We start from the raw sequence: 19,803 nt of genomic DNA, 5'->3' as shown, positions 1-19,803 counted from the left end.
TAGGTCACGAAGAAGCCGTTTCCGGGGAGGCCGGGCGGTTCAGCGGTCGTAGCGGACGGTGAAGGTGGTCGCGCCGGAGCCGACCTCGTAGTGGGCTCGGCCGTTCTTGTGGCCGAGGTAGCGGGCGTGGCCGGGTCCGTCGGCGTCGTAGCGGAGGTTGCCAGGGGCCGGGAGGGAGACGGTGGCGGTCACGTTGACCGGGAGCTCGACCTCGGCGCGGACTCCGCCCGCCGGGCGCCGGCGCCACTCGACCGTGACGGGTCCTCGCTGGGTCGGGACTGTGCCCTGCGCGAACTCCAGGTCGATGTCCGGAACGGTGACGGACAACCGGGCGGCGCCGGGCGCGGCGAGGGTGACGCCGAGGATCGTGCCGAGCACGTCGACCGCGGCTTGCGCACCCCAGCCGTGCGAGTAGCTCTCGTCGTTGACCGGATTCCACTGCTCCCACAGGAACGTGCCGCCGCGCGCGAGCACGTTGGCCCAGCCGAGGTCGTCCGGATCGGTGAGCCTGGTCAGTACGGCGTCCGCCCGGCCGGCGTCGGCGAGTGCCTGCAGCAACCAGTGCGCGGTCATCGGCCCCTGCTTCATCCCGAGCCCTGCGAGGTACTCGGCCAACTGCGGGAAGTCCGCCGCCGGCGCGACCCGGAAGGCGATCGCGTACGACGTCGAGTGCTGCCCGGCGTGCGTGCTCTGCCGTCCGTCGGCGTACAGGCCGTCGATGTAGACGCCGTCGGACCGCCGCAGCTTCGCGTTGATCGCGTCCCGCAACCGCTCAGCCGGTACACCGTACGCGCTGATCTCCGCCGCGGGCCGTCCCAGCGCCGCGGCCAGATCCGCCGTCCGGCGCAGCACGTCGTACCCCTGGACGTTGATCGTGGTCCGGGCCGCGGTGTCCATGTCGTAGCCGAAGCGCCCCGCGGCGGGCCAGTCGACGATTCCGTACTGGTAGGGCCCGCTGCCGCCGGACAGGTTGGTCACGAGTCCGGCGGTCGGGCCGGTCGCGGGGATGTGGCGCGTGACGTAGTCGGCGGTATTGCGCAGGTACGGGTAGGCCTGCCGGACCAGCGCGGTGTCGCCCGTCTCGAGCCAGTAGCGCCAGACCCAGTTCACGAACATCTCGGAGTAGTCCGGGATGTCCCGCTTGCCGTCGCCGTTGGGGTAGACCGCGTTGTAGCGGCCGAGATCGTTGCCGGTGGACCAGTACCGGTCCTGCGAGTGCAGGAACTCGCGGATCGCCTTCTGGGTGGCGTCGCGTTCGCCGAGGGCCGCCATCGTGGCGTAGGAGATGTCCACCGCGTCGCCCAGGAACTGGCCCTTCTCCCGGGTCGGGGTGTCGACGAACTGGTGCTGCACGGAGTACAGGGCCGAGCGGCGCAGCAGTTCCCACACCTCGTTGAGCGTCCGGTCCGAGCTGACGAAGCGGGCTTCGCGGTCGACGTCGGTGTGCTCGACGATCGCCGCGATGTCGCCCGCGCCGAGGACCTCGCCGGGTGCCTTGATCTCCAGGTACCGCCAGCCCCAGTGCAGGTTCGCCTCGACCCGCTGCCGGCCGGCGCGCTGGGTGTAGCGCATCGTCAGGTCGCTGCCCTGGGTGTCCGTCCGGCCGGTGGAGGCGTGGCCGTCGGGGGTGAGGTTGTAGCTGGTCTGGATGTCGACGACCCGTCCGCTGACGCCGTGCGCGAAGCGGATCACCGGACGCGCCGGGACGACCACACCGAAGTCCGCGACGACCGTCCCGTCGGCGAACCGGCGGACGGACACCGGCCGCTTCACGGTCTTGACCAGGCGGGGCTCCTGCCCGGTGAGGCGCGGCATCTCTGTCGGCGCCGCAACTGTGGCAGCTACCCAGGGAACCACCGAGTCGTCGTAGCCGGGCTTGTCCCAGCCGACTGGCTCCTGCCGCGCGTCGATCCGCTCGGTGTAGTCGCCGGCATCGCTGTTGCGCCGCGGAGCGCCGGTCTCGAAGTGGGAGGCGCGGCGGACCCGCCAGCTGCCGTCGGACACGACCACCTGGCGCCGGCCGTCGGCGTACTCGACGACGAGCTTGAGCAGCATCCCCCGGTGGTCGTTCGCCGCCGGCCGGCCCTGGCCGCCGCCGTACCAGTGGTAGAGGACGCCGATCGCGAGATGCCGGCCGGCCTGGAGCTGCTGGGTGACGTCGGTGGCCTGGTAGTAGCCCTCGCCGGGGTAGGAGAAGGCCGGGCCGTCGTCGACCTCCGCGCCGTTCAGGTACAGGCGGTACTGGTGGTACGCCGAGACGTAGGCGCGGGCACGGACCACCCGGCCGCGCGGGATCGCGACCTCCTTGCGGGCCAGGGTGTAGTCGTCGGGCTCCGTGGACAGCCTGCGGATCCAGGCGGCGCCCTCCCAGTCCTGGTCGGTGAGGCCGGTCTCGAAGGTCGCCGGCGGCGCCCACGGGGACACCCGGCCGGCACGGTCCCAGGTCCGTACGGTCCAGCGGTACGCCGTACCGGAGGCGAGCGCAGGACCGGCGTACGCGACGTACTGCTGCTCCGCCGAGCGCACCTTGCCGCTGTCCCACTGCTCCGCGCCGTCGGCACGCAGGACGCGCAGCTGGTACGCCGTCTGGATCTCGTTGCCGTCGGAGTCCTGCGGCCACCACCCGAACTGCGGCGGGCCCTCGACCGCCAGCGGGCGTTCCCGGTCCCCGACGGTCAGGTGGGTCGGCGCGTCCGGAGCGGATCCCCGACTGGCCGCGGCGCCAGTCGTGGTGCCGGTGGAGACGGAGAGAACGGCGAGGGCGAGCAGCAGGGCGACGGTACGGCGGCTGGACGGGCTCGGGCGGCGACTCAGCATGGGACAGCTCCTCCGGGGGCGGTTCCCGCAGTCTAGGAAAGCCCTTACCGTCCTGCCCAGGGATGTGTCCGGGTCCGGCCAGCCGGGGCCTGCGCCGCCCGCCGCGCCTGGACCGGGTCAGCCATCTTCCACCATCACCCCCGGGCTCGGAACGAGCTGATGCGAGAATCGGCCCTATGACGACTTCGCACGAGCTGCTGCTCGCGGACGTGGCAGCTCGCGTCAAGGAGGTCCGGGACGAGTCGATCGCGGTCCGCCGGGCACTGCACGCGCACCCCGAGCTCGGCTGGCACGAAGTCCGGACGACCGAGTTGCTGCGCAAGCGGCTCACCGAGGCGGGACTGTCGCCGCAGGTCCTGCCGACGGGGACCGGACTGATCTGCGACATCGGCTCCGGCGACACCTGTGTGGCGCTGCGGGCGGACATCGACGCGCTGCCGGTACCGGACGGCGTCGAGGCCCCTTGGCGCTCGACGATCGAGGGTATGGCGCACGCCTGCGGGCACGACGTCCACACCTCGGCGCTGCTCGGCGCGGCGCTGGTGCTGGCCGGGCTGTCGCGGGACGGGCTGCTCGACCGGCGGGTGCGCCTGATCTTCCAGCCCGCCGAGGAGAAGATGCCGGGCGGCGCACTCGGCGTGATCGCGGCCGGCGGGTTGGACGGCGTTCAGCGCATCTACGGGCTGCACTGCGACCCGCGGCTGGATGTCGGGCAGGTCGGTCTGCGCGTCGGCGCGCTGACCGCGGCCGCGGACCGGATCCTGGTCCGGCTGACCGGTCCCGGCGGGCACACCTCCCGCCCGCACCTCACCGGCGATCTGGTCTACGCCCTGGCCACGATGGTCACCGAGCTCCCGGCCGCGCTCTCCCGCCGGGTCGACCCGCGCGCCGGCATGTCGCTGGTCTGGGGCCGCATCACCTCCGGGTCGGCCGCGAACGCGATCCCCGCCCGCGGCGAGGCCGAGGGCACGCTGCGCTGCTTGGACGTCAGCGCCTGGCGCCTGGCCGCCGAGCTGATCCCCGGCCTGGCCGAGCAACTGGTCGCGCCGTACGGCGTGGAGGTGGACACCGAGGTCACCCACGGCGTCCCGCCGGTGATGAACGACCCGGCCGCGATCGAGGTGCTCCGGACCGCGGTCGAGCAGACGATGGGCGCGGGCGCGCTGGCCCAGACCGACCAGAGCCTCGGCGGCGAGGACTTCGCCTGGTACCTCGAGCACGTGCCCGGCGCGATGGCCCGCCTCGGCGTCCGCCCCGCCGGCCAGGACTCCGCCGCCGACCTGCACACGCCCGGCTTCGACCCCTCCGAGGACGCCATCACCCTCGGCACCCAGATCCTGGTCTCCACCGCCCTGCTGGACTGAGCCCCACCCCCGAAACTGAACGTGGGACGGGGTGGGTCAGAAGGTGTCGGCGGGGACGTAGACGCCCCAGACCGCGCGGAGCGCGTCGCAGACCTCGCCGACGGTGGCTCTTGCCTTCAGCGCCTTTTTCATCGGGTAGAGGCAGTTCTCCGACCCGCTGGCGGCCGCGCGCAGTTCGGCGAGGGCCTCGTCGACCGCCGCCTGGTCCCGTTCGGCCCGGAGCTTGCCGAGGCGCTCGACCTGCTGCGCCTCGATCGCCGGGTCGACCTGGAGCGGCTCGTACGGCTCCTCCTCGGCGACCTTGAACTTGTTCAGCCCGACCACGACCCGCTCGCCGCTGTCGATCTGCTGCGAGATCCGGTACGCCGACCGCTCGATCTCCTGCTTCTGGAAGCCCTTCTCGATCGCGGCCACCGCCCCGCCGTACTGCTCGACCTGGTCCATCAGTTCCCGCGCCGCGGCCTCCACCTCGTCGGTGAGCGCCTCGACGACGTACGAGCCGGCGAACGGGTCGACGGTCGCGGTCACGTCGGTCTCGTACGCGAGCACCTGCTGGGTGCGCAGCGCGAGCCGGGCCGCCTTCTCGGTCGGCAGCGCGATCGCCTCGTCGTAGGAGTTGGTGTGCAGCGACTGGGTGCCGCCGAGCACCGCGGCCAGGCCCTGCACCGCGACGCGGACCAGGTTGACCTCGGGCTGCTGGGCGGTGAGCTGGACACCGGCCGTCTGGGTGTGGAAGCGCAGCATCAGCGACTTCGGGTTCGACGCGCCGAACTCGTCGCGCATCACCTGCGCCCAGATCCGCCGGGCGGCACGGAACTTGGCGACCTCCTCCAGCAGCGTGGTCCGGGCGACGAAGAAGAACGACAGCCGGGGCGCGAACGCGTCGACGTCCAGGCCGGCCGCGACCGCGGTCCGGACGTACTCGATGCCGTCGGCCAGCGTGAAGGCGATCTCCTGCGCGGGCGTCGCGCCGGCCTCGGCCATGTGGTAGCCGGAGATCGAGATCGTGTTCCAGCGCGGCAGCTCGGCCTGGCAGTAGGCGAAGATGTCGCTGATCAGCCGCAGCGACTCCTTCGGCGGGTAGATGTAGGTGCCGCGGGCGATGTACTCCTTGAGCACGTCGTTCTGGATCGTGCCGGTCAGCTCGGCGCCCTCGACGCCCTGCTCCTCGGCGACGAGTTGGTAGAGCAGCAGCAGGACCGAGCCGGGCGCGTTGATCGTCATCGACGTCGAGACCTGGTCCAGCGGGATCTTGTCGAACAGCACCCGCATGTCGTCGATCGAGTCGATCGCCACCCCGACCTTGCCGACCTCGCCGTGCGCGATCGGCGCGTCGGAGTCGTAGCCCATCTGCGTCGGCAGGTCGAACGCCACCGAGAGCCCCATCGTGCCGGCGTCGATCAGCTGGTGGTACCGCCGGTTCGACTCCGCCGCGGTGCCGAACCCGGCGTACTGCCGCATCGTCCACGGCCGCTGCGTGTACATCGTCGGGTAGACCCCCCGCGTGAACGGGAACTGCCCCGGCTCGCCCAGCTTCTCCGCCGGATCGAACCCGTCCAGCGGACCGTACACCGGCTTGAAGTCCCACCCGGACTCGGTCTGATGGCTCATCCCCCCACCGTAGAAGAACCAGCCCCCCACTGGTATGCACCAACCAGGTGAGATCGGGCACGCCCCCGCCCCTCGCCCTCGCCCTCGCCCTCGTCACCGCGCAGTAGTCGGTTGGTCACCGTTCAGGGAGTGATTGGTCGCCTGGTGTGTGGTTGCCCGCCGCCAGGGGCTCGTCGTCGCGTCACACGAAGGTGGCCGAGGGTTCACCGGGGCTGGGGAACCTTCGTGGCGTGCGCATCGTGATGGTCGCTGAGTCCTTCCTGCCGCAGATCAATGGCGTCGCGAACACCGTTCGCCACGTCGCCGACCGGTTGCTCGCCCGGGGGCACGAGCTGCTGATCATTGCCGCCGGCCCCGGTCCGGACAGCTACCAGGGAGTCCGGGTGCTCCGGGCCAGGAGCTTCGGGATCCCGGGCTACAAGGAGTTCCCGGTCGGGTTGCCCGATCCGGGCATCGAGCGGGCGATGGCCGAGTTCCGGCCCGCGCTGGTGCACCTGGCGTCGCCGTTCATTCTCGGCGCGTACGGGTTGCGGGCCGCGCGGCGGCTCGGGCTGCCGACCGTGGCCGTGTTCCAGACCGACATCGCCGGGTTCGCCCGGCAGTACCCGTGGTTCGCCAAGACCGACCGGGCCGTCTGGGCCTGGCTGCGGCGGACGCACTCGCGGGTGGACCGCACGCTGGCGCCGTCGTCGGCGTCGATGGCGCAGCTCGTCCAGGCCGGCGTACCGCGGGTGCACCACTGGGGCCGCGGGGTGAACCTGGACCTGTTCGACCCCGGGCACCGCTCGGAGCAGTGGCGCCGGGAGATCTCACCCGACGGGCGGCCGATCGTCGGCTACGTCGGACGGCTGGCGGCGGAGAAGAAGGTACGGCGGCTCGCGGAGCTGGCCGGGCTGAACTGCCGGCTGGTCGTGGTCGGCGACGGACCGGACCGGGTGTCCCTCGAGCACACGTTGCCGGACGCAACGTTCCTGGGGATGCGCCGGGGTGCCGAGCTGGCCTCGATCTTCGCCGGGCTCGACGTGTTCGTGCACACCGGCGAGCACGAGACCTTCTGCCAGACGATCCAGGAGGCGCAGGCCTCGGGCGTCGCGACGGTCGGGCCGGCGGCGGGTGGACCGCTGGACCTGATCCACCCGGGTGAGACCGGGCTGCTCTTCGAGCCGGGGCAGGCCGGGTCGTTGCGGGACGCGGTGTCGTTCCTGCTCGACCACCCCGACGCCCGCGCCTCGATGGCGGCCCGCGGCTTGCTGCGCGTCCAGACCAGGACCTGGCCGGCCGTGGTGGACGACCTGATCGACCGCCACTACGCCGACGTACTGCGTGAGGTCGCGCCGGGCCGGCAGCCCGCAGCTCAGCTCACCGGCACCGACGGCCCGGCCGGCGGTCCGGCGTCCGGACCCGCGGCCGGCAGCCGTACGGCGACCGGGCGTGCGGCGACCGGGCGTGCGGCGCGGGTTCGGCGGGTCGCATGACGCTGCGGATCGCCCAGCTGGCCAACTTCGTCGGCCCCACCTCGGGCGGGATGCGGACCGCGATCGAGCACCTCGGCCAGGGCTACCGCGACGCCGGCGCCGACCGCATCCTGATCACCCCCGGCGAACGCGACAGCGTCACCGACACCGACGCCGGCACCGTGGTCCGGATGAAGGCCCCGAAGGTCGGCGGCGGCTACCGCCTGATCACCGACCCCTGGCGGGTGATCGAGACGCTCGAACGTTTCGGCCCCACCACGGTCGAGATCTCCGACAAGTCCACCCTGCTGCCGGTCGCCCGCTGGGCCCGGCGCAACGGCATCGGCTCGGTGCTGTTCAGCCACGAACGCCTGGACGCCATGCTCTCCCTGCGCGCCGCCCGCGCGGTCCGCCGAACCGGGGAGGTCGTGCGGCCGAGCTGGTGGGGCGGCGAGACGGGCCAGTACCGGCAGTTCGGTGTGGCCGCCGGGGTCGGCGCGCTCTACAAGCTGCTCGGCCGCACGTACGACGCGGTCGTGGTCACCTCCCGCTACGCCGCGGCCGAGTTCGACGAGGTCACCACCCCGCTGGTCCGCATCCCTCTCGGCGTCGACCTCGACACCTTCCACCCCGCCCGCGCCGAACCCGCCGACGACGGCATCCTCAAACTCGTGCACGCCGGCCGCCTCTCCCGCGAGAAGAGCCCGCACCTGGCCGTCGCCACCGCCGTCGAGCTGCACCGCCGCGGCGTACCGCTGCGGATGGACGTGTACGGCGCCGGCCCGCACCTCGACGAGCTGGTCGCCATCGCCGGCACCGCCCCCGTGCACTTCCACGGCTACGTCGACGGCCGCACCACCCTGGCCCGCCACCTCGCCGAGGCCGACGTCGCCCTGTCCGTCTGCCCCGGCGAAACCTTCGGCCTCGCCGTGCTCGAAGCCCTCGCCGCCGGCACCCCCGTCGTCACCGCGGACACCGGCGGCGCGAGAGAACTCGTCGACGAAACCTGCGGCCGCTGGGCCCAGGCACACCCGAAAACGCTCGCGGACGCCGCACAGGAGCTGATGACCGTGCCAGACCGCAGACCCGCAGCCCGCGCCCGCGCCGAGCAGTACGACTGGGCCACCTGCGTCCAGCGCATGCTCACCCTGCACAACCGGCTGGCTCGGAGCAGGCTGGCGGCTTAGGGTGCCTTGATCAACGAGCCCTCAGCGCGGGCTCAGGTCAGGTGGTCGTAGTCGCCGCGGGCCCAGGCGGCGTGGCGGTCGGCGGAGAAGCGGACGACCTGGCGGGCGTCGACCGGGATGGAGCCGCCGAAGTTGCCGTACAGGCGGTCGTACTCGAAGACGTCGAGGGACTTGGCGACCCGGTCGACGACAGCGCCGGACAGCGGGATGCGGTTGGGGTAGGAGCGCATGAAGCTGACCGACGTCCGGTCCGGGTTGGCGAAGATGGTGTCGCCGGCCAGGATGACGCCCTTGCCGTCGGCTCCGGCCGCCCAGTGCACGACCGCGCTACCGGGGAAGTGCCCGCCGGGCTGGATCAACGTGACGCCGGGCAGCAGGTCGAGCGTGCCCGACCAGGTCTGGATGACGGGGTCGGGGCGCGCGATCCAGGACGCGTCCGCCTCCGACACGTACACCGGTACGCCGCCCAGCCGACGGCTCCACTCGACCTGGACGCCGAACATGTGCGGGTGGCTCGCGATCACCGCGGCCACGTCCCCCAACTCCCGGACCGCCTGCACGGCGTCGTCGTCGAGGTAGCCGATCGGGTCCCACAGCAGGTTGCCCTCGGACGTCCGGACGAGCATCGACTGCTGACCGATGCCCGCGCCGGGCTCCGACGTCACGCCGTACAGGTCGGGCTCGACCTCCTTGACCTTCACCCGGTAGCCGGCCGCGGCCAGCTCCTCCAGGGTGGTCCACTGCTGGCCGTCGGCCGGGACCCACTGCCGCTCGTCGGCGCAGATCGCGCACACCTCGACCTGCTCCGCGTGCTCGACCGCGCAGGTCGCACAGATCCAGAAACTCACCGTGATCCCCTCTCCTTGTGCTCTGCTCCGACCCTAGGGCCGCCGCGGGCCGGACGCAGGAGCCAATCGGGCCGCGAACCACTGGGCCAGTGAGCGGGAACACCCGGGAGAGCGATGTCACACGGGCACGGCCCGGAAAGGGATCGGCGCAGCGATAGCATCGGAAACGACCTGGTTCCTTTCCAGGCCGAGCCGATCGCGGCCCCTTTGCTGATCTGACGCCCCGGAGTCGCCGCGTCCCCCGGCTGCGGTCTGTCGTCCGATCGGAGGATCGGTTTGCCCAGCAAGCCAGCTGGCACCCTGTACCGCGGCCGCGAGGGCATGTGGTCGTGGGTCCTGCACCGGATCACCGGCGTCGGCATCTTCTTCTTCCTGCTGGTGCACGTGCTCGACACCGCGCTGGTCCGGGTCTCCCCGGAGGCGTACAACGAGGTGATCGGCACCTACAAGAACCCCGTCGTCGGCCTGCTCGAGGTCGGCCTGGTAGCCGCCATCCTGTTCCACGCGTTCAACGGCGTCCGGCTGATCCTGGTCGACTTCTGGACCCAGGGCCCGCGCTACCAGCGGCAGATGATGATCGGCGTCGGCGTCGTCTGGGTCGCGCTGTTCGTGCCGTTCGTGATCCGCCACCTGACCCACGTCTTCGGAGGCTGACCTGACATGAGCACTCCTGAGATCGCTCAGCCGCGTTCCTCCAGCCGGGCTCGCTCGCTCAAGGGCGGGGGCCGGAACCGCTCCGGACAGACCAACTTCGAGCTGTACGGCTGGCTGTTCATGCGGCTGTCCGGGCTGGCGCTGGTGGTGCTGGTGCTCGGCCACCTGTTCGTCAACCTGATGGTCGGCGACGGCATCAACGCGCTCGACTTCGGCTTCGTGGCCGGCAAGTGGGCCAACCCGCTGTGGCAGGTCTGGGACCTGCTGATGCTGTGGCTGGCGATGCTGCACGGCACCAACGGCCTGCGCACGATCATCAACGACTACGCGGAGAAGGACCAGACCCGGTTCTGGCTGAAGTCCCTGCTGGTCACCGCCTCGATCGTGGTGGTGGTGCTCGGCACCCTGGTCATCTTCACCTTCGACCCCTGCCTGGATCCCCACTCCACGCTGTCGGTCTGCCAGTAATTTTTCAGAGAGGCCTGTCATGCAGCGGCATCAGTACGACGTCGTCATCGTCGGTGCGGGGGGCGCGGGGATGCGCGCCGCCCTGGAGTCCAGCAAGCGGACCCGGACCGCGGTGCTGACCAAGCTCTACCCGACCCGGTCCCACACCGGCGCGGCCCAGGGCGGCATGTGCGCCGCGCTGGCCAACGTCGAGGAGGACAACTGGGAGTGGCACACCTTCGACACCGTCAAGGGTGGTGACTTCCTGGTCGACCAGGACGCGGCCGAGGTGATGTGCCGCGAGGCCGTCGACGCGGTGCTCGACCTGGAGAAGATGGGCCTGCCGTTCAACCGGACGGCCGAGGGCAAGATCGACCAGCGCTTCTTCGGCGGCCACACCCGCAACCACGGCGAGGCCGTCGTGCGCCGGTCCTGCTTCGCCGCGGACCGGACCGGCCACATGATCCTGCAGACGCTGTACCAGCAGTGCATCAAGCAGAACGTCGAGTTCTTCAACGAGTTCTACGTGCTCGACCTGCTGATGGTGGCCGGCAAGGCGACCGGTGTGGTCGCCTACGAGCTGGCCACCGGCGAGCTGCACATCTTCTCGGCCAAGTCGGTGGTGTTCGCCTCCGGCGGCTTCGGCAAGGTCTTCCGGACCACCTCGAACGCGCACACCCTGACCGGCGACGGCATGGGCATCGTCTGGCGCAAGGGCCTGCCGCTGGAGGACATGGAGTTCTTCCAGTTCCACCCGACCGGCCTGGCCGGGCTCGGCGTACTGCTGTCGGAGGCGGCCCGCGGTGAGGGCGGCATCCTGCGCAACAAGGACAACGAGCGGTTCATGGAGCGTTACGCCCCGACCGTGAAGGACCTGGCGCCGCGGGACATGGTCGCCCGGGCGATGGCGAACGAGGTCCGCGAAGGCCGCGGCTGCGGCCCGGACGGCGCGTACGTGATGCTCGACCTGACCCACCTCGAGCCCGCGCACATCGACGCGAAGCTGCCGGACATCACCGAGTTCGCCCGGACCTACCTCGGCGTCGAGCCGTACACCGAGCAGATCCCGGTCTTCCCGACCGCGCACTACGCGATGGGTGGCATCCCGACCAACATCAAGGGCGAGGCACTGGCCAACAACGAGGACGTCATTCCCGGCCTGTACGCCGCCGGTGAGGTCGCCTGCGTGTCCGTGCACGGCGCCAACCGGCTGGGCACGAACTCGCTGCTCGACATCAACGTGTTCGGCCGCCGGGCCGGCATCGCGGCCGCGGAGTACGCCGAGACGGCCGGTTTCGAGGAGCTGCCGGAGCACCCGGAGCAGTTCGTCGTCGAGCTGGTCGAGGGGCTGCGCAACGCCACCGGCGACGAGCGGGTGGCGGCGATCCGGGCCGACCTGCAGGCCACGATGGACCTGAACGCGCAGGTGTACCGGACCGAGGGCTCGCTCAAGCAGGCGCTGGTCGACATCGAGTCGCTGAAGGAGCGGTTCGCCCGGGTCGCGGTCCAGGACAAGGGCAAGCGGTTCAACACCGACCTGCTGGAGGCCGTCGAGCTGGGCTTCCTGATCGACCTGGCCGAGGTGCTGGTGGTCTCCGCGCTGGAGCGCAAGGAGTCCCGCGGCGGGCACTTCCGCGAGGACTACGACAAGCGCGACGACGTGAACTTCATGCGGCACACGATGGCGTACCGCGAGGTCGATGCCGATGGCAACACCAGCATCAGGCTGGACTACAAGCCGGTGGTCCAGACCCGTTACAAGCCGATGGAGCGCAAGTACTGATGGATGTCAAGGTCAAGATCCTCCGGTACAACCCGGAGGTCACCGAGGACTCCGAGTGGGTCACCTACGCGGTGACCCTGCAGCCGACGGACCGGGTGCTGGACGCGCTGCACAAGATCAAGTGGGAGCAGGACGGCACGCTCACCTTCCGCCGGTCCTGCGCGCACGGGGTCTGCGGCTCCGACGCGATGCGGATCAACGGCCGCAACCGGCTGGCCTGCAAGACGCTGATCAAGGACCTGAACCCGGACCGCGAGATCACCGTCGAGCCGATCAAGGGCCTGCCGGTGCTCAAGGACCTGGTCGTCGACATGGAGCCGTTCTTCGACGCGTACCGCTCGGTGATGCCGTTCCTGGTCACCGACGGCCACGAGCCGAGCCGGGAGCGGATCCAGTCCCAGGCCGACCGGGAGCGCTTCGACGACACCACCAAGTGCATCCTGTGCGCCGCCTGCACGACGTCCTGCCCGGTCTTCTGGTCCGACGGCCAGTACTTCGGCCCGCAGGCGATCGTCGGCGCGCACCGGTTCATCTTCGACAGCCGCGACGAGGGCACCGAGCAGCGGCTGGAGATCCTGAACGACTCCGAAGGTGTCTGGCGCTGCCGCACCACCTTCAACTGCACCGACGCCTGCCCCCGCGGCATCGAGGTCACCAAGGCCATCCAGGAGGTCAAGCGCGCGCTGATCTTCCGCCGGGTCTGACCGTCCCGCGCTCGGCGCCCCAGAACCCCAGAAGTGGGTTCTGGGGCGTTTTGTTCTCCGAGGTTTGGCGGTGGCCCGAAGTGGCAACCATGTCCTGTCGGGTACAGACATGTCGCCCACAGCAACGTGATGGGAAAGGCATTTCCCGTGCTCAGCACTCTCGAAGCCCCGCAGCTCGCCGCCGACCGGCCGCCCGCCCCGCGCGCCGCGCTGTACGCCCTCGTGGACCGCCCCCGCCTCCACTGGCTCCGCCTCACCCACCGCTCCCGCGCCGAGGTCGTCACCGCCGCTGTCGCGCTGACGCTGTCGGCCACCGCCTTCACGCTCGCGAACCTGCTGTAAGCCCTGACCCTGACGGCCCCCGCGACACTGCTCGCGGGGGCCGTCGTTGTGCGTTCCCGAGGTGTTCGCGACCAGCGTCGACCGGGGCCGGCGGTGGCAGGAGTTCGAGCCGCGCTGACGGCGGCTCACGGGTGCATGTGGGTGCCCTTGAGGGTTTTGTCGACGGCGTTCTTGGGGCCGTGCAGGGCCAGGCCGACGAGGTCGAGCTCGGACTGGGCGACGGCTTTCACGGCGGCGCGGTTGTCGCGGTCGTTGCCGGTGGCAAACAGGTCGGCGGTGAAGATCGAGTGCGGCAGCCGACGGCCGAGGGCCCGGGAGTGCGCGACGGCCATCAGCTCCTTCGAGCCCTCGAAAACCAGCACGGGCTGGCGGAACATCGGCAGGTACTGGGTGCCGTCGGCATCTTCGTACGGGAGGCCGGTGAGCTCCGGGATGGTGGCGGCCAGGCCGGAGACCAGGAAGGCGGTCACGTTGAGGCGTTGCCAGGTGGCCAGGTCGTCCCGCAGCAGTACGGCGAGCTTGGTGTCGAATCTGATCTGTTCGTCGTCCACAAGCCCAACTCTGCCGGTGCGGCGGCTGGTGGAGCTTGTACGTTTCTGACCAGCTGGGCTCAGCAGTACGGCGGGTTGCTGGTGACGGCGGTGGCGACCCGCAGGAACAGGTTGAACAGGCGGTAGAGGGTGACCATGTCGCCCGACACGGTGACGGTGCGGTCGTCGGTCCGCTCGACGCCGGGCACAGCGATCAAGTGGGAGGCGACGGACGCGGACTGCCAGCGCACGGTCAGCCGGCGGGTCGCCGGCAACCCGGCGGCCCCAGGCCCAACCTCCTGGTCGGCAGCCGGTGCCGATTCGCGCTCCGAGCCGGCTGCCCGAAGGCTGCGCAGGGAGGACCGCACGGTCTGCTCGATGGCGGCCCGCGCCTCGGCGACCGGGACGAGCTGGGCGGCGAACCGGTCCTTGGCGTACTTCACCGGCACGGTGGCGACCGCCGGATCCCACCCGGTCATCTCCGCGCAGGCCGCGTCGTCGCCGGTCAGCGCCGCGACCGGGACGCCGAGCGCGCCGGCGGCCGCGTGCAGCATGCCGATCTCGCCCGTCACCCGGTCGTCCAGCCAGATGTCCTCGATCTCGTGGCCCATGAAGCTGTGGCTGAGCACACCGAGCACCCCGGCCCGGGAGTGGAAGCCGACGCACAGCGCGGCGTCGTACTCGCTGGTCAGGCCCTCGATCATTCCTAGCGGCTTCGGGCGGCCCTTGATCAGCACGGCGCGCGGGTCGAGCAGGTCCGGCAGCAGGTTGCGCATCGGGCCGTGCGCGTCGTTCACCAGGACGGCGGCGGCGCCGGCCGCGTAGGCGCCGCGCACGGCCGCGTTCACGTCCTCGGTCATCATCACCCGGCCCCGCTCGTAGTCCCGGCCGGGCGGCTGCACGTCCTCGGCGTCGACCAGGCCGGTGACGCCCTCCATGTCCGCGCTGATGTAAACCTTCATCGCAGCAGCGTATGTTCTGAACAGTGAGCGGAAGTGCACAGGTCCGGGCCTGGCAGCCAGGGCTGGACGGGGTCGTCGAGGTCCTGCACGCCTACTTCCCGTCCCACGCCTACCCGAGCCACACTCACGACGCCTGGACGATCCTGCTCGTCGACGAGGGCGTGGTCCGCTACGACCTGGACCACCGCGAGCACGGCCTGACCCGGGCGCAGGTCTCCCTGCTGCCGCCCAACGTGCCGCACGACGGCCGCTCGGTCCGGCCGGAGGGCTTCCGCAAGCGGGTGCTCTACCTGGAGCCCGACCGGCTCGGAGCAGACCTGATCGGCGCGGCGGTCGACCAGCCCGAACTGCTCGACCCGGTACTCCGGCGGCGCATCGAGCAACTGCACGGAGTACTGGCGGACGGGCGGGAACCGCTGGAGGCGGAGAGCCGGCTCACGCTGATCGAGCAGCGGCTACGGCAGCACCTGCGGCGGCAGGTGGTCCGGCCGGCCGCGCATCGGGACGCGGGAGTCGCCGGGCGGCTGCGGGAGGTGCTCGACGCGCATCTGCCCGGCGGGATCACGCTCGACGAGGCGTCGAAGCTGGTGCACGCGGACCCGGCGTACCTGGTCAGAGCGTTCAGCCGGGAGTACGGCATCCCGCCGCACCGGTACCTGACCGGACGCCGGGTCGACCTGGCTCGCCGTCAGCTACTGGCGGGCCGGCCGGCGGCCGAGGTCGCCACGCTGGCCGGCTTCTACGACCAGTCGCACCTGACCCGGCACTTCCGCAGGATGCTCGGCGTCACCCCGAGCCGCTTCGCCCGGTCCTGACTCAGACCGTCAGATCCGCGTCCGTACGACGTACGTCGCGGCTCGCCTTGAGCGCACGGACTCCCCAGGTCCCGAGCAGGCCGGCGATGCCGAGGTTGACCACGATCAGCACGGTGTGCGCGACGTAGTACCCGGTCGGGCGGTTCTCGGTGGCGGCCAGGTTCTTGATGAAGGTCACGTAGGTGACGACGTTCCAGACCGCGATCGCGATCAGCACCAGGGCATGCTTGCGTTCGAGTTTCACCCGGCCAGTGTCCCAGGTGCGGAAACGTAGGGGGCGGCCGCGCCTCACTCGGCCGCCCCACCGAGGGGCAGGCGTGGCCCGCGGGACAGCAGGACACGCCTTGGCTCACTACGTGAGGCCGAGATTTCTCCCGGTGACCGGCCGACGGCAAGGGGTGCTCGGCTACCGGCGGGTCACCACAAGGGTTTACCTCTGCGCGAGGTCGGTTCCCCCGCGGTCCACCGTGCGCAGCAGCTGGGTGCGGTTGGCGACGCCGAACCGGCGGTAGAGCCGGGTCAGCTGCGACTCGACGGCCTTCACGCTCAGGTAGAGCGCGGCCGCGATCTCCCGGTTGGTGGACCCGTCGCGCACCATCGCGACGATCTGCAGCTCGTTGTCGGTCAGCTCCGACGGCTGCCGACTGCGGCTCGGGACGTCGAGCCGGGCGAGCTCGGTCTCCGCGACCTCCCGCCAGGCCGGCGCGCCGTACGCCTCGAACTGCTCGATCGCGTCCAGGAACGCCGACCGGGCGACCGAGCGGCGACGGGCCTGCCGGGCCACCCGGCCGCGGGTCAGCTCGCAGCGCGCGAGGTCTAGCGGGTACACCCGGTCGCCGACCCCGGCCAGCGTCTTCTCCAGCAGGTCGAGCGCCGCGGCCGGGTCGCCGCGCTTGGCGATCAGCAGCGCCTCCGAACGGGCCAGGCCGACCCGGACCACCTCACGGTCCAGCGTCTCGGCCCGCTCGCGGATGTCGGCGAGCAGCGCCGCCGCGTCGTCCAGCCGCCCGCAGGCGACCAGCGCCTCGGCGTAGTCGGCGTGCCAGGGGATGACGGCCGGGTCGTACGGCATCGCGGCCTCGCCCGAGTCGGCGATCGCGTCGAACGCCTCGACCGCGCGCTGCGGGTCCCCGGTCAGGACGCCGACCAGCCCGACGCTGGCCAGGGCCGGACCGGTCCACTCGTCGTTGCCGATCACCCGCACGGCCTCCAGCGCCGCCTCGGCCAGCTCCCGCGCCGTCGTCGCGGTGCCGCCGGCCCACTCGGCGCGGGCCGCGATCACCAGGCCGACCTCAGGCTCGTCGCCCAGGTCCTGCATCAGCTGCAGGCACTCGTGCCCGGCGGCCAGCGCCTCGGCGCCGTGCCCGCTGCGTTCGTAGATCGCGGTCGCGGAGATCAGGATGCCGGCCAGCCAGCGCACCGCCCCGCCGTCGCGGACCTCCTCGACCAGCGGGCCGATGCCCTCGATCGCCGCGGCGGTGTTGCCGCGGAACAGCTCCCGCATCGCGGCCATCTGCCGGGCGTGCACCACGGTCTTGGTCAGCGGCAGGCCGAGCGCGAGCTCGCCGGCCTGGCCGAGCAGCCGGTCCGAGGCCTGGCCGCCGCCGACCGCGATCTCGACCGGGTGGGCCGCGCTCAGGGCGTCGACCAGGGCCTCGGTGTCACCGCACCGGCGGGCGAGCTGCTCGGCCACCCGGGCGTCCTCGCGGGCGTCGTCGAGCCGGCGGTCGAAGTACGCGCTGTGGCTGCGCACGATCCGAACCTGCGCCTCCAGCCGGTCGTCGCCCGCGGCGGCCTCGAACGCCTCCGCCAGCAGCTCGATCCGCTGCTCCCGCTCGGGCCAGGCGGCGTCGACGAGCAGCAGCAGCGCCGGCACCTTCACGTCCGGCCGGGTGGCGCACTGGACGGCTTGTCGCGCCATCTCCGCCGACTCGACCAGGTGACCGGCCGCCGCCGCGTCGTCGGCCGCCCGGGTCAGCCGCCGGGCGCGGTCGTCCGGCTCGGCGGCCGGAGTCCGCTCGGCGGCGAGCCGCCACAGCGTCGCGGCGGCTCCCAGCGCACCCCGGGCTCCCGCGGTGGCGGCGGCGTCCTCCAGTGCCGCCGCGAGGTCCGCGTCCGCCTCCTGGGTGGCCAGGGCCCGGTGAGTGGCCTTCTCGACCGGCTCCTCGACCACCGCGGCCAGCCGGGCGTGCGCCTGCCGGCGTGCGGCCGACGTCGCCTCGGCGTACACGAACTCGCGCAGCAGCGGGTGGCTGAACCGCAGCCGGTCGGAGGAGACGTCGATCAGACCGAGCCCCTCCGCCTCGGCCAGCTCCGCCTCGATCGGCCGGCCGAGGGACTGCGCCAGCTGCGCGGTCGTCGGCCGCGGCGAGGCGGAGGCGTGCAGCAGCAGTTCGTGGGTCGCCGGACCGAGGTCGGCGAGACGGTCGCCGAGCAGCGTCTTCAACCGGCTCGACACGGGCAGTGGATCGTTCGGCGAGACGCCCTGCGGGTGCCGCAGCACCGCGCGCCCGAGCTCCAGCGCCATGAACGGGCTGCCTCCGCTCGCGGTGTGGATGCGGCGCGCGGTCCGCACCGGCAGCGGACTGGAGAGCCGGTTCCGCAGCAGGGCCAGTACGTCGGGCTCGGCGAGCGGAGGCACCTCCAGCTGCAGCACGGGCTCCGGGCACGCCTCGGCCATCACCGGGAGGTCGCCGTCGGCCACCTGCTCGGTGGCGAGCATGTGCACGCCGTCGGTCAGGCGGCGCGCGCAGAAGGTCAGCACCTCGAGGCTGGACGGGTCGACCCACTGGATGTCGTCCACGACGAGCAGCACCGGCCCGGACGCCGCCAGGCGCCGCAGTACGTGCAGTACGGCGAGGCGCACGGCCAGCTCGTCCCGCACGGTGTCCGGCGCGCTCGCCTTGAGCAGCGCGACCTCCAGCGGCTGGCGCAGGTGGTCCGGCAGGACCTGCCAGGCCAGCTCGAGCTGGTTCGACAGCAGGTCGAGCAGCGTGACGTACGGGAGTCCGGCCTCGCTCTGGGACGGCGCGGCACTGAGCACCCGCCAGCCCGCGCGGGTCCGGTCGGCGACGAGCGCCCGGGCGAGGGCGGACTTGCCGATCCCCGTCGGGCCGTAGAGCAGCACGCTGCCGCTGGTCTCGAGCCGTGTCCGCGCACGCTCGACCAGTCCGGTGCGCCCGACCAGCTCGTCGTCAGTCATCGATCCACATTCTCCCCGAAGGATTACATTCGCCGACATCACAGTCGAGTGCCACCGGACACGGCGAGTGTCACACACGGATACCTGTCCGCCACCCCCTCGTTACCCATCTGTTCGCGCCGGATTTGGCGCACTGGTGCCAACGGCTCCGGCGTGTCGCCCGCGGTCCCGCCGGTTTTCCCGCACCGGGCGGGCCCCGGCGGTCAGCTCAAGAAGGCTCGCAACAAAGCGGCGGTCCCGGCCAGGTGCTCGTGCATCGCCTGCCGGGCCGCCTCCGGATCGGCGGCCAGGATCGCGTCCACCACCGCCTGGTGCTGCTGGTCGGAGTGCTCGATGTTGGGTTCGAGCAGCGGGATCGCGTCGAGCAACGTGTTCAGCCGCATCCGGACGTCCGCGACCGCGGAGGTGAGCGAGGGTGAGCCGCTGACCTCGGCGACGGCCAGGTGCAGCCGGGAGTCCATCCGCCGGTAGTCCGCGAGCTTGGCCGTCGCCGTGTCGGCCAGGCAGCGCAGCAGATGGTCGCGCTCTCCCCCGCTGAGCGACCGCGACGCCGCCGCCTCGGCCGCACCGACCTCCAGCGCGGACCGCAGCACCAGCGCGTCCTCCAGACCGCCGCCGTTGGCGTGGCTGTCGGCGAGCTCCCTCGCCAGCTTCTTCGGGCCGACCCGGCGCGGTCTCGGCAACCGCTCGTTGACGAAGGTCCCGCCGTACCGGCCGCGGCGCGACTCGACGTACCCGGCCTCGGTGAGAGCCCGGATCGCCTCCCGCAGGGTGACGCGGGACACGTTCAGCCGGGCGGCCAGGTCGCGCTCGGCCGGCAACCGCTCGCCGGGCCCGACGACCCCGAGTTTGATGGCCTGCAGCAACCGTTCGACGGTTTCCTCGAACGGGTTGCCGGTCCGCACCGGCCGGAACAACGCCTCGCCGGCCCGCGCCTCCTCGACCACACCGCCCACCTCTCCCCGTTCTCGCCGCCACCCTAGGCCCACCCACCCCACCCCCACCCCCACCTGCGGGGAGAACCTGCCAACTTGTGGGTTCTGCCCCGGTATACCCGGTGGTTGACCCACAAGTTGACAGGTT

17 protein-coding genes are annotated in these 19,803 nt (G+C 71.7%); 9 read left to right on the top strand and 8 right to left on the bottom strand.

Going from position 1 to position 19,803, the window contains the following annotated elements:
• Positions 1–39: 39 nt before the first annotated feature.
• On the bottom strand, positions 40–2,817 hold the full coding sequence (locus tag KFLA_RS06645; RefSeq protein ID WP_012919004.1) for an alpha-L-rhamnosidase-related protein: 2,778 nt from the start codon (positions 2,815–2,817) through the stop codon (positions 40–42).
• 176 nt (positions 2,818–2,993) lie between these two features.
• On the opposite strand from KFLA_RS06645, the gene KFLA_RS06640 reads away from it, so the two are divergent.
• The gene (locus KFLA_RS06640; RefSeq protein WP_012919003.1) at positions 2,994–4,181 is read left to right on the top strand and encodes an amidohydrolase; all 1,188 of its coding nucleotides are present in this window, start codon (positions 2,994–2,996) and stop codon (positions 4,179–4,181) included.
• Positions 4,182–4,217: 36 nt separating this feature from the next.
• Here the strand turns inward: KFLA_RS06640 and KFLA_RS06635 are convergent, their stop codons facing one another.
• The gene (locus KFLA_RS06635) at positions 4,218–5,792 is read right to left on the bottom strand and encodes an acyl-CoA mutase large subunit family protein (protein ID WP_012919002.1); all 1,575 of its coding nucleotides are present in this window, start codon (positions 5,790–5,792) and stop codon (positions 4,218–4,220) included.
• 230 nt (positions 5,793–6,022) lie between these two features.
• On the opposite strand from KFLA_RS06635, the gene KFLA_RS06630 reads away from it, so the two are divergent.
• Together KFLA_RS06630 and KFLA_RS06625 are read left to right on the top strand one after the other, a co-directional pair.
• The gene (locus KFLA_RS06630; protein WP_202797088.1) at positions 6,023–7,267 is read left to right on the top strand and encodes a glycosyltransferase family 4 protein; all 1,245 of its coding nucleotides are present in this window, start codon (positions 6,023–6,025) and stop codon (positions 7,265–7,267) included.
• Positions 7,264–8,433 (top strand): glycosyltransferase, encoded by a 1,170-nt coding sequence (locus KFLA_RS06625; RefSeq protein ID WP_012919000.1) that lies wholly within the window; start codon positions 7,264–7,266, stop codon positions 8,431–8,433. The genes KFLA_RS06630 and KFLA_RS06625 overlap by 4 nt, the downstream gene beginning before the upstream one ends.
• 32 nt (positions 8,434–8,465) lie before the next feature.
• Here the strand turns inward: KFLA_RS06625 and KFLA_RS06620 are convergent, their stop codons facing one another.
• Positions 8,466–9,281, bottom strand: coding sequence for an MBL fold metallo-hydrolase (locus KFLA_RS06620; protein WP_012918999.1), 816 nt, complete (start codon positions 9,279–9,281; stop codon positions 8,466–8,468).
• Positions 9,282–9,557: 276 nt separating this feature from the next.
• Here KFLA_RS06620 and sdhC point away from each other — a divergent pair, with 276 nt between their 5' ends.
• The 5 genes from sdhC to KFLA_RS06595 all read left to right on the top strand — a co-directional run bounded on the left by sdhC (position 9,558) and on the right by KFLA_RS06595 (position 13,211).
• Entirely contained in the window at positions 9,558–9,935 is a 378-nt protein-coding gene (sdhC, locus tag KFLA_RS06615) for a succinate dehydrogenase, cytochrome b556 subunit (RefSeq protein ID WP_012918998.1), read from the top strand.
• Between the two features lie 6 nt (positions 9,936–9,941).
• The gene (locus tag KFLA_RS06610; RefSeq protein WP_012918997.1) at positions 9,942–10,403 is read left to right on the top strand and encodes a succinate dehydrogenase hydrophobic membrane anchor subunit; all 462 of its coding nucleotides are present in this window, start codon (positions 9,942–9,944) and stop codon (positions 10,401–10,403) included.
• Positions 10,404–10,422: 19 nt separating this feature from the next.
• A complete protein-coding gene (gene sdhA / locus KFLA_RS06605) occupies positions 10,423–12,165 on the top strand; it encodes a succinate dehydrogenase flavoprotein subunit (protein WP_012918996.1) in 1,743 nt (580 codons plus the stop codon).
• A complete protein-coding gene (locus KFLA_RS06600) occupies positions 12,165–12,869 on the top strand; it encodes a succinate dehydrogenase iron-sulfur subunit (RefSeq protein WP_012918995.1) in 705 nt (234 codons plus the stop codon). The genes sdhA and KFLA_RS06600 overlap by 1 nt, the downstream gene beginning before the upstream one ends.
• 147 nt (positions 12,870–13,016) lie before the next feature.
• Positions 13,017–13,211 (top strand): hypothetical protein, encoded by a 195-nt coding sequence (locus KFLA_RS06595; protein ID WP_041289181.1) that lies wholly within the window; start codon positions 13,017–13,019, stop codon positions 13,209–13,211.
• A 125-nt stretch (positions 13,212–13,336) separates the two neighbouring features.
• Here KFLA_RS06595 and KFLA_RS06590 read toward each other — a convergent pair whose 3' ends face one another.
• Both KFLA_RS06590 and KFLA_RS06585 read right to left on the bottom strand, forming a co-directional pair.
• Positions 13,337–13,762 carry a DUF2000 domain-containing protein gene (locus KFLA_RS06590; protein ID WP_012918993.1) on the bottom strand — a complete coding sequence of 142 codons (426 nt, stop codon included), beginning with the start codon at positions 13,760–13,762 and terminating at the stop codon, positions 13,337–13,339.
• Positions 13,763–13,821: 59 nt separating this feature from the next.
• Complete coding sequence (locus KFLA_RS06585) at positions 13,822–14,703, bottom strand: M55 family metallopeptidase (protein WP_012918992.1); 882 nt, start codon at positions 14,701–14,703, stop codon at positions 13,822–13,824.
• A 23-nt stretch (positions 14,704–14,726) separates the two neighbouring features.
• Between KFLA_RS06585 and KFLA_RS06580 the strand changes: the two genes are divergently transcribed.
• The gene (locus KFLA_RS06580) at positions 14,727–15,518 is read left to right on the top strand and encodes an AraC family transcriptional regulator (RefSeq protein ID WP_012918991.1); all 792 of its coding nucleotides are present in this window, start codon (positions 14,727–14,729) and stop codon (positions 15,516–15,518) included.
• 1 nt (position 15,519) lies between these two features.
• On the opposite strand, the gene KFLA_RS06575 is transcribed toward KFLA_RS06580, so the two are convergent.
• From KFLA_RS06575 to KFLA_RS06565, 3 genes are all read right to left on the bottom strand, one after another.
• A complete protein-coding gene (locus KFLA_RS06575; RefSeq protein ID WP_012918990.1) occupies positions 15,520–15,762 on the bottom strand; it encodes an SCO4848 family membrane protein in 243 nt (80 codons plus the stop codon).
• Positions 15,763–15,948: 186 nt separating this feature from the next.
• Positions 15,949–18,720 (bottom strand): helix-turn-helix transcriptional regulator, encoded by a 2,772-nt coding sequence (locus KFLA_RS06570; RefSeq protein ID WP_012918989.1) that lies wholly within the window; start codon positions 18,718–18,720, stop codon positions 15,949–15,951.
• 203 nt (positions 18,721–18,923) lie between these two features.
• A complete protein-coding gene (locus tag KFLA_RS06565) occupies positions 18,924–19,667 on the bottom strand; it encodes a FadR/GntR family transcriptional regulator (RefSeq protein WP_012918988.1) in 744 nt (247 codons plus the stop codon).
• Positions 19,668–19,803 lie beyond the last annotated feature (136 nt).

It is taken from the genome of Kribbella flavida DSM 17836, assembly GCF_000024345.1.
Taxonomy (GTDB): Bacteria; Actinomycetota; Actinomycetes; order Propionibacteriales; family Kribbellaceae; genus Kribbella; species Kribbella flavida.
The sequence above is the reverse complement of the archived record's forward strand: the minus strand, read 5'-3'. Positions and strand labels throughout refer to the sequence as shown.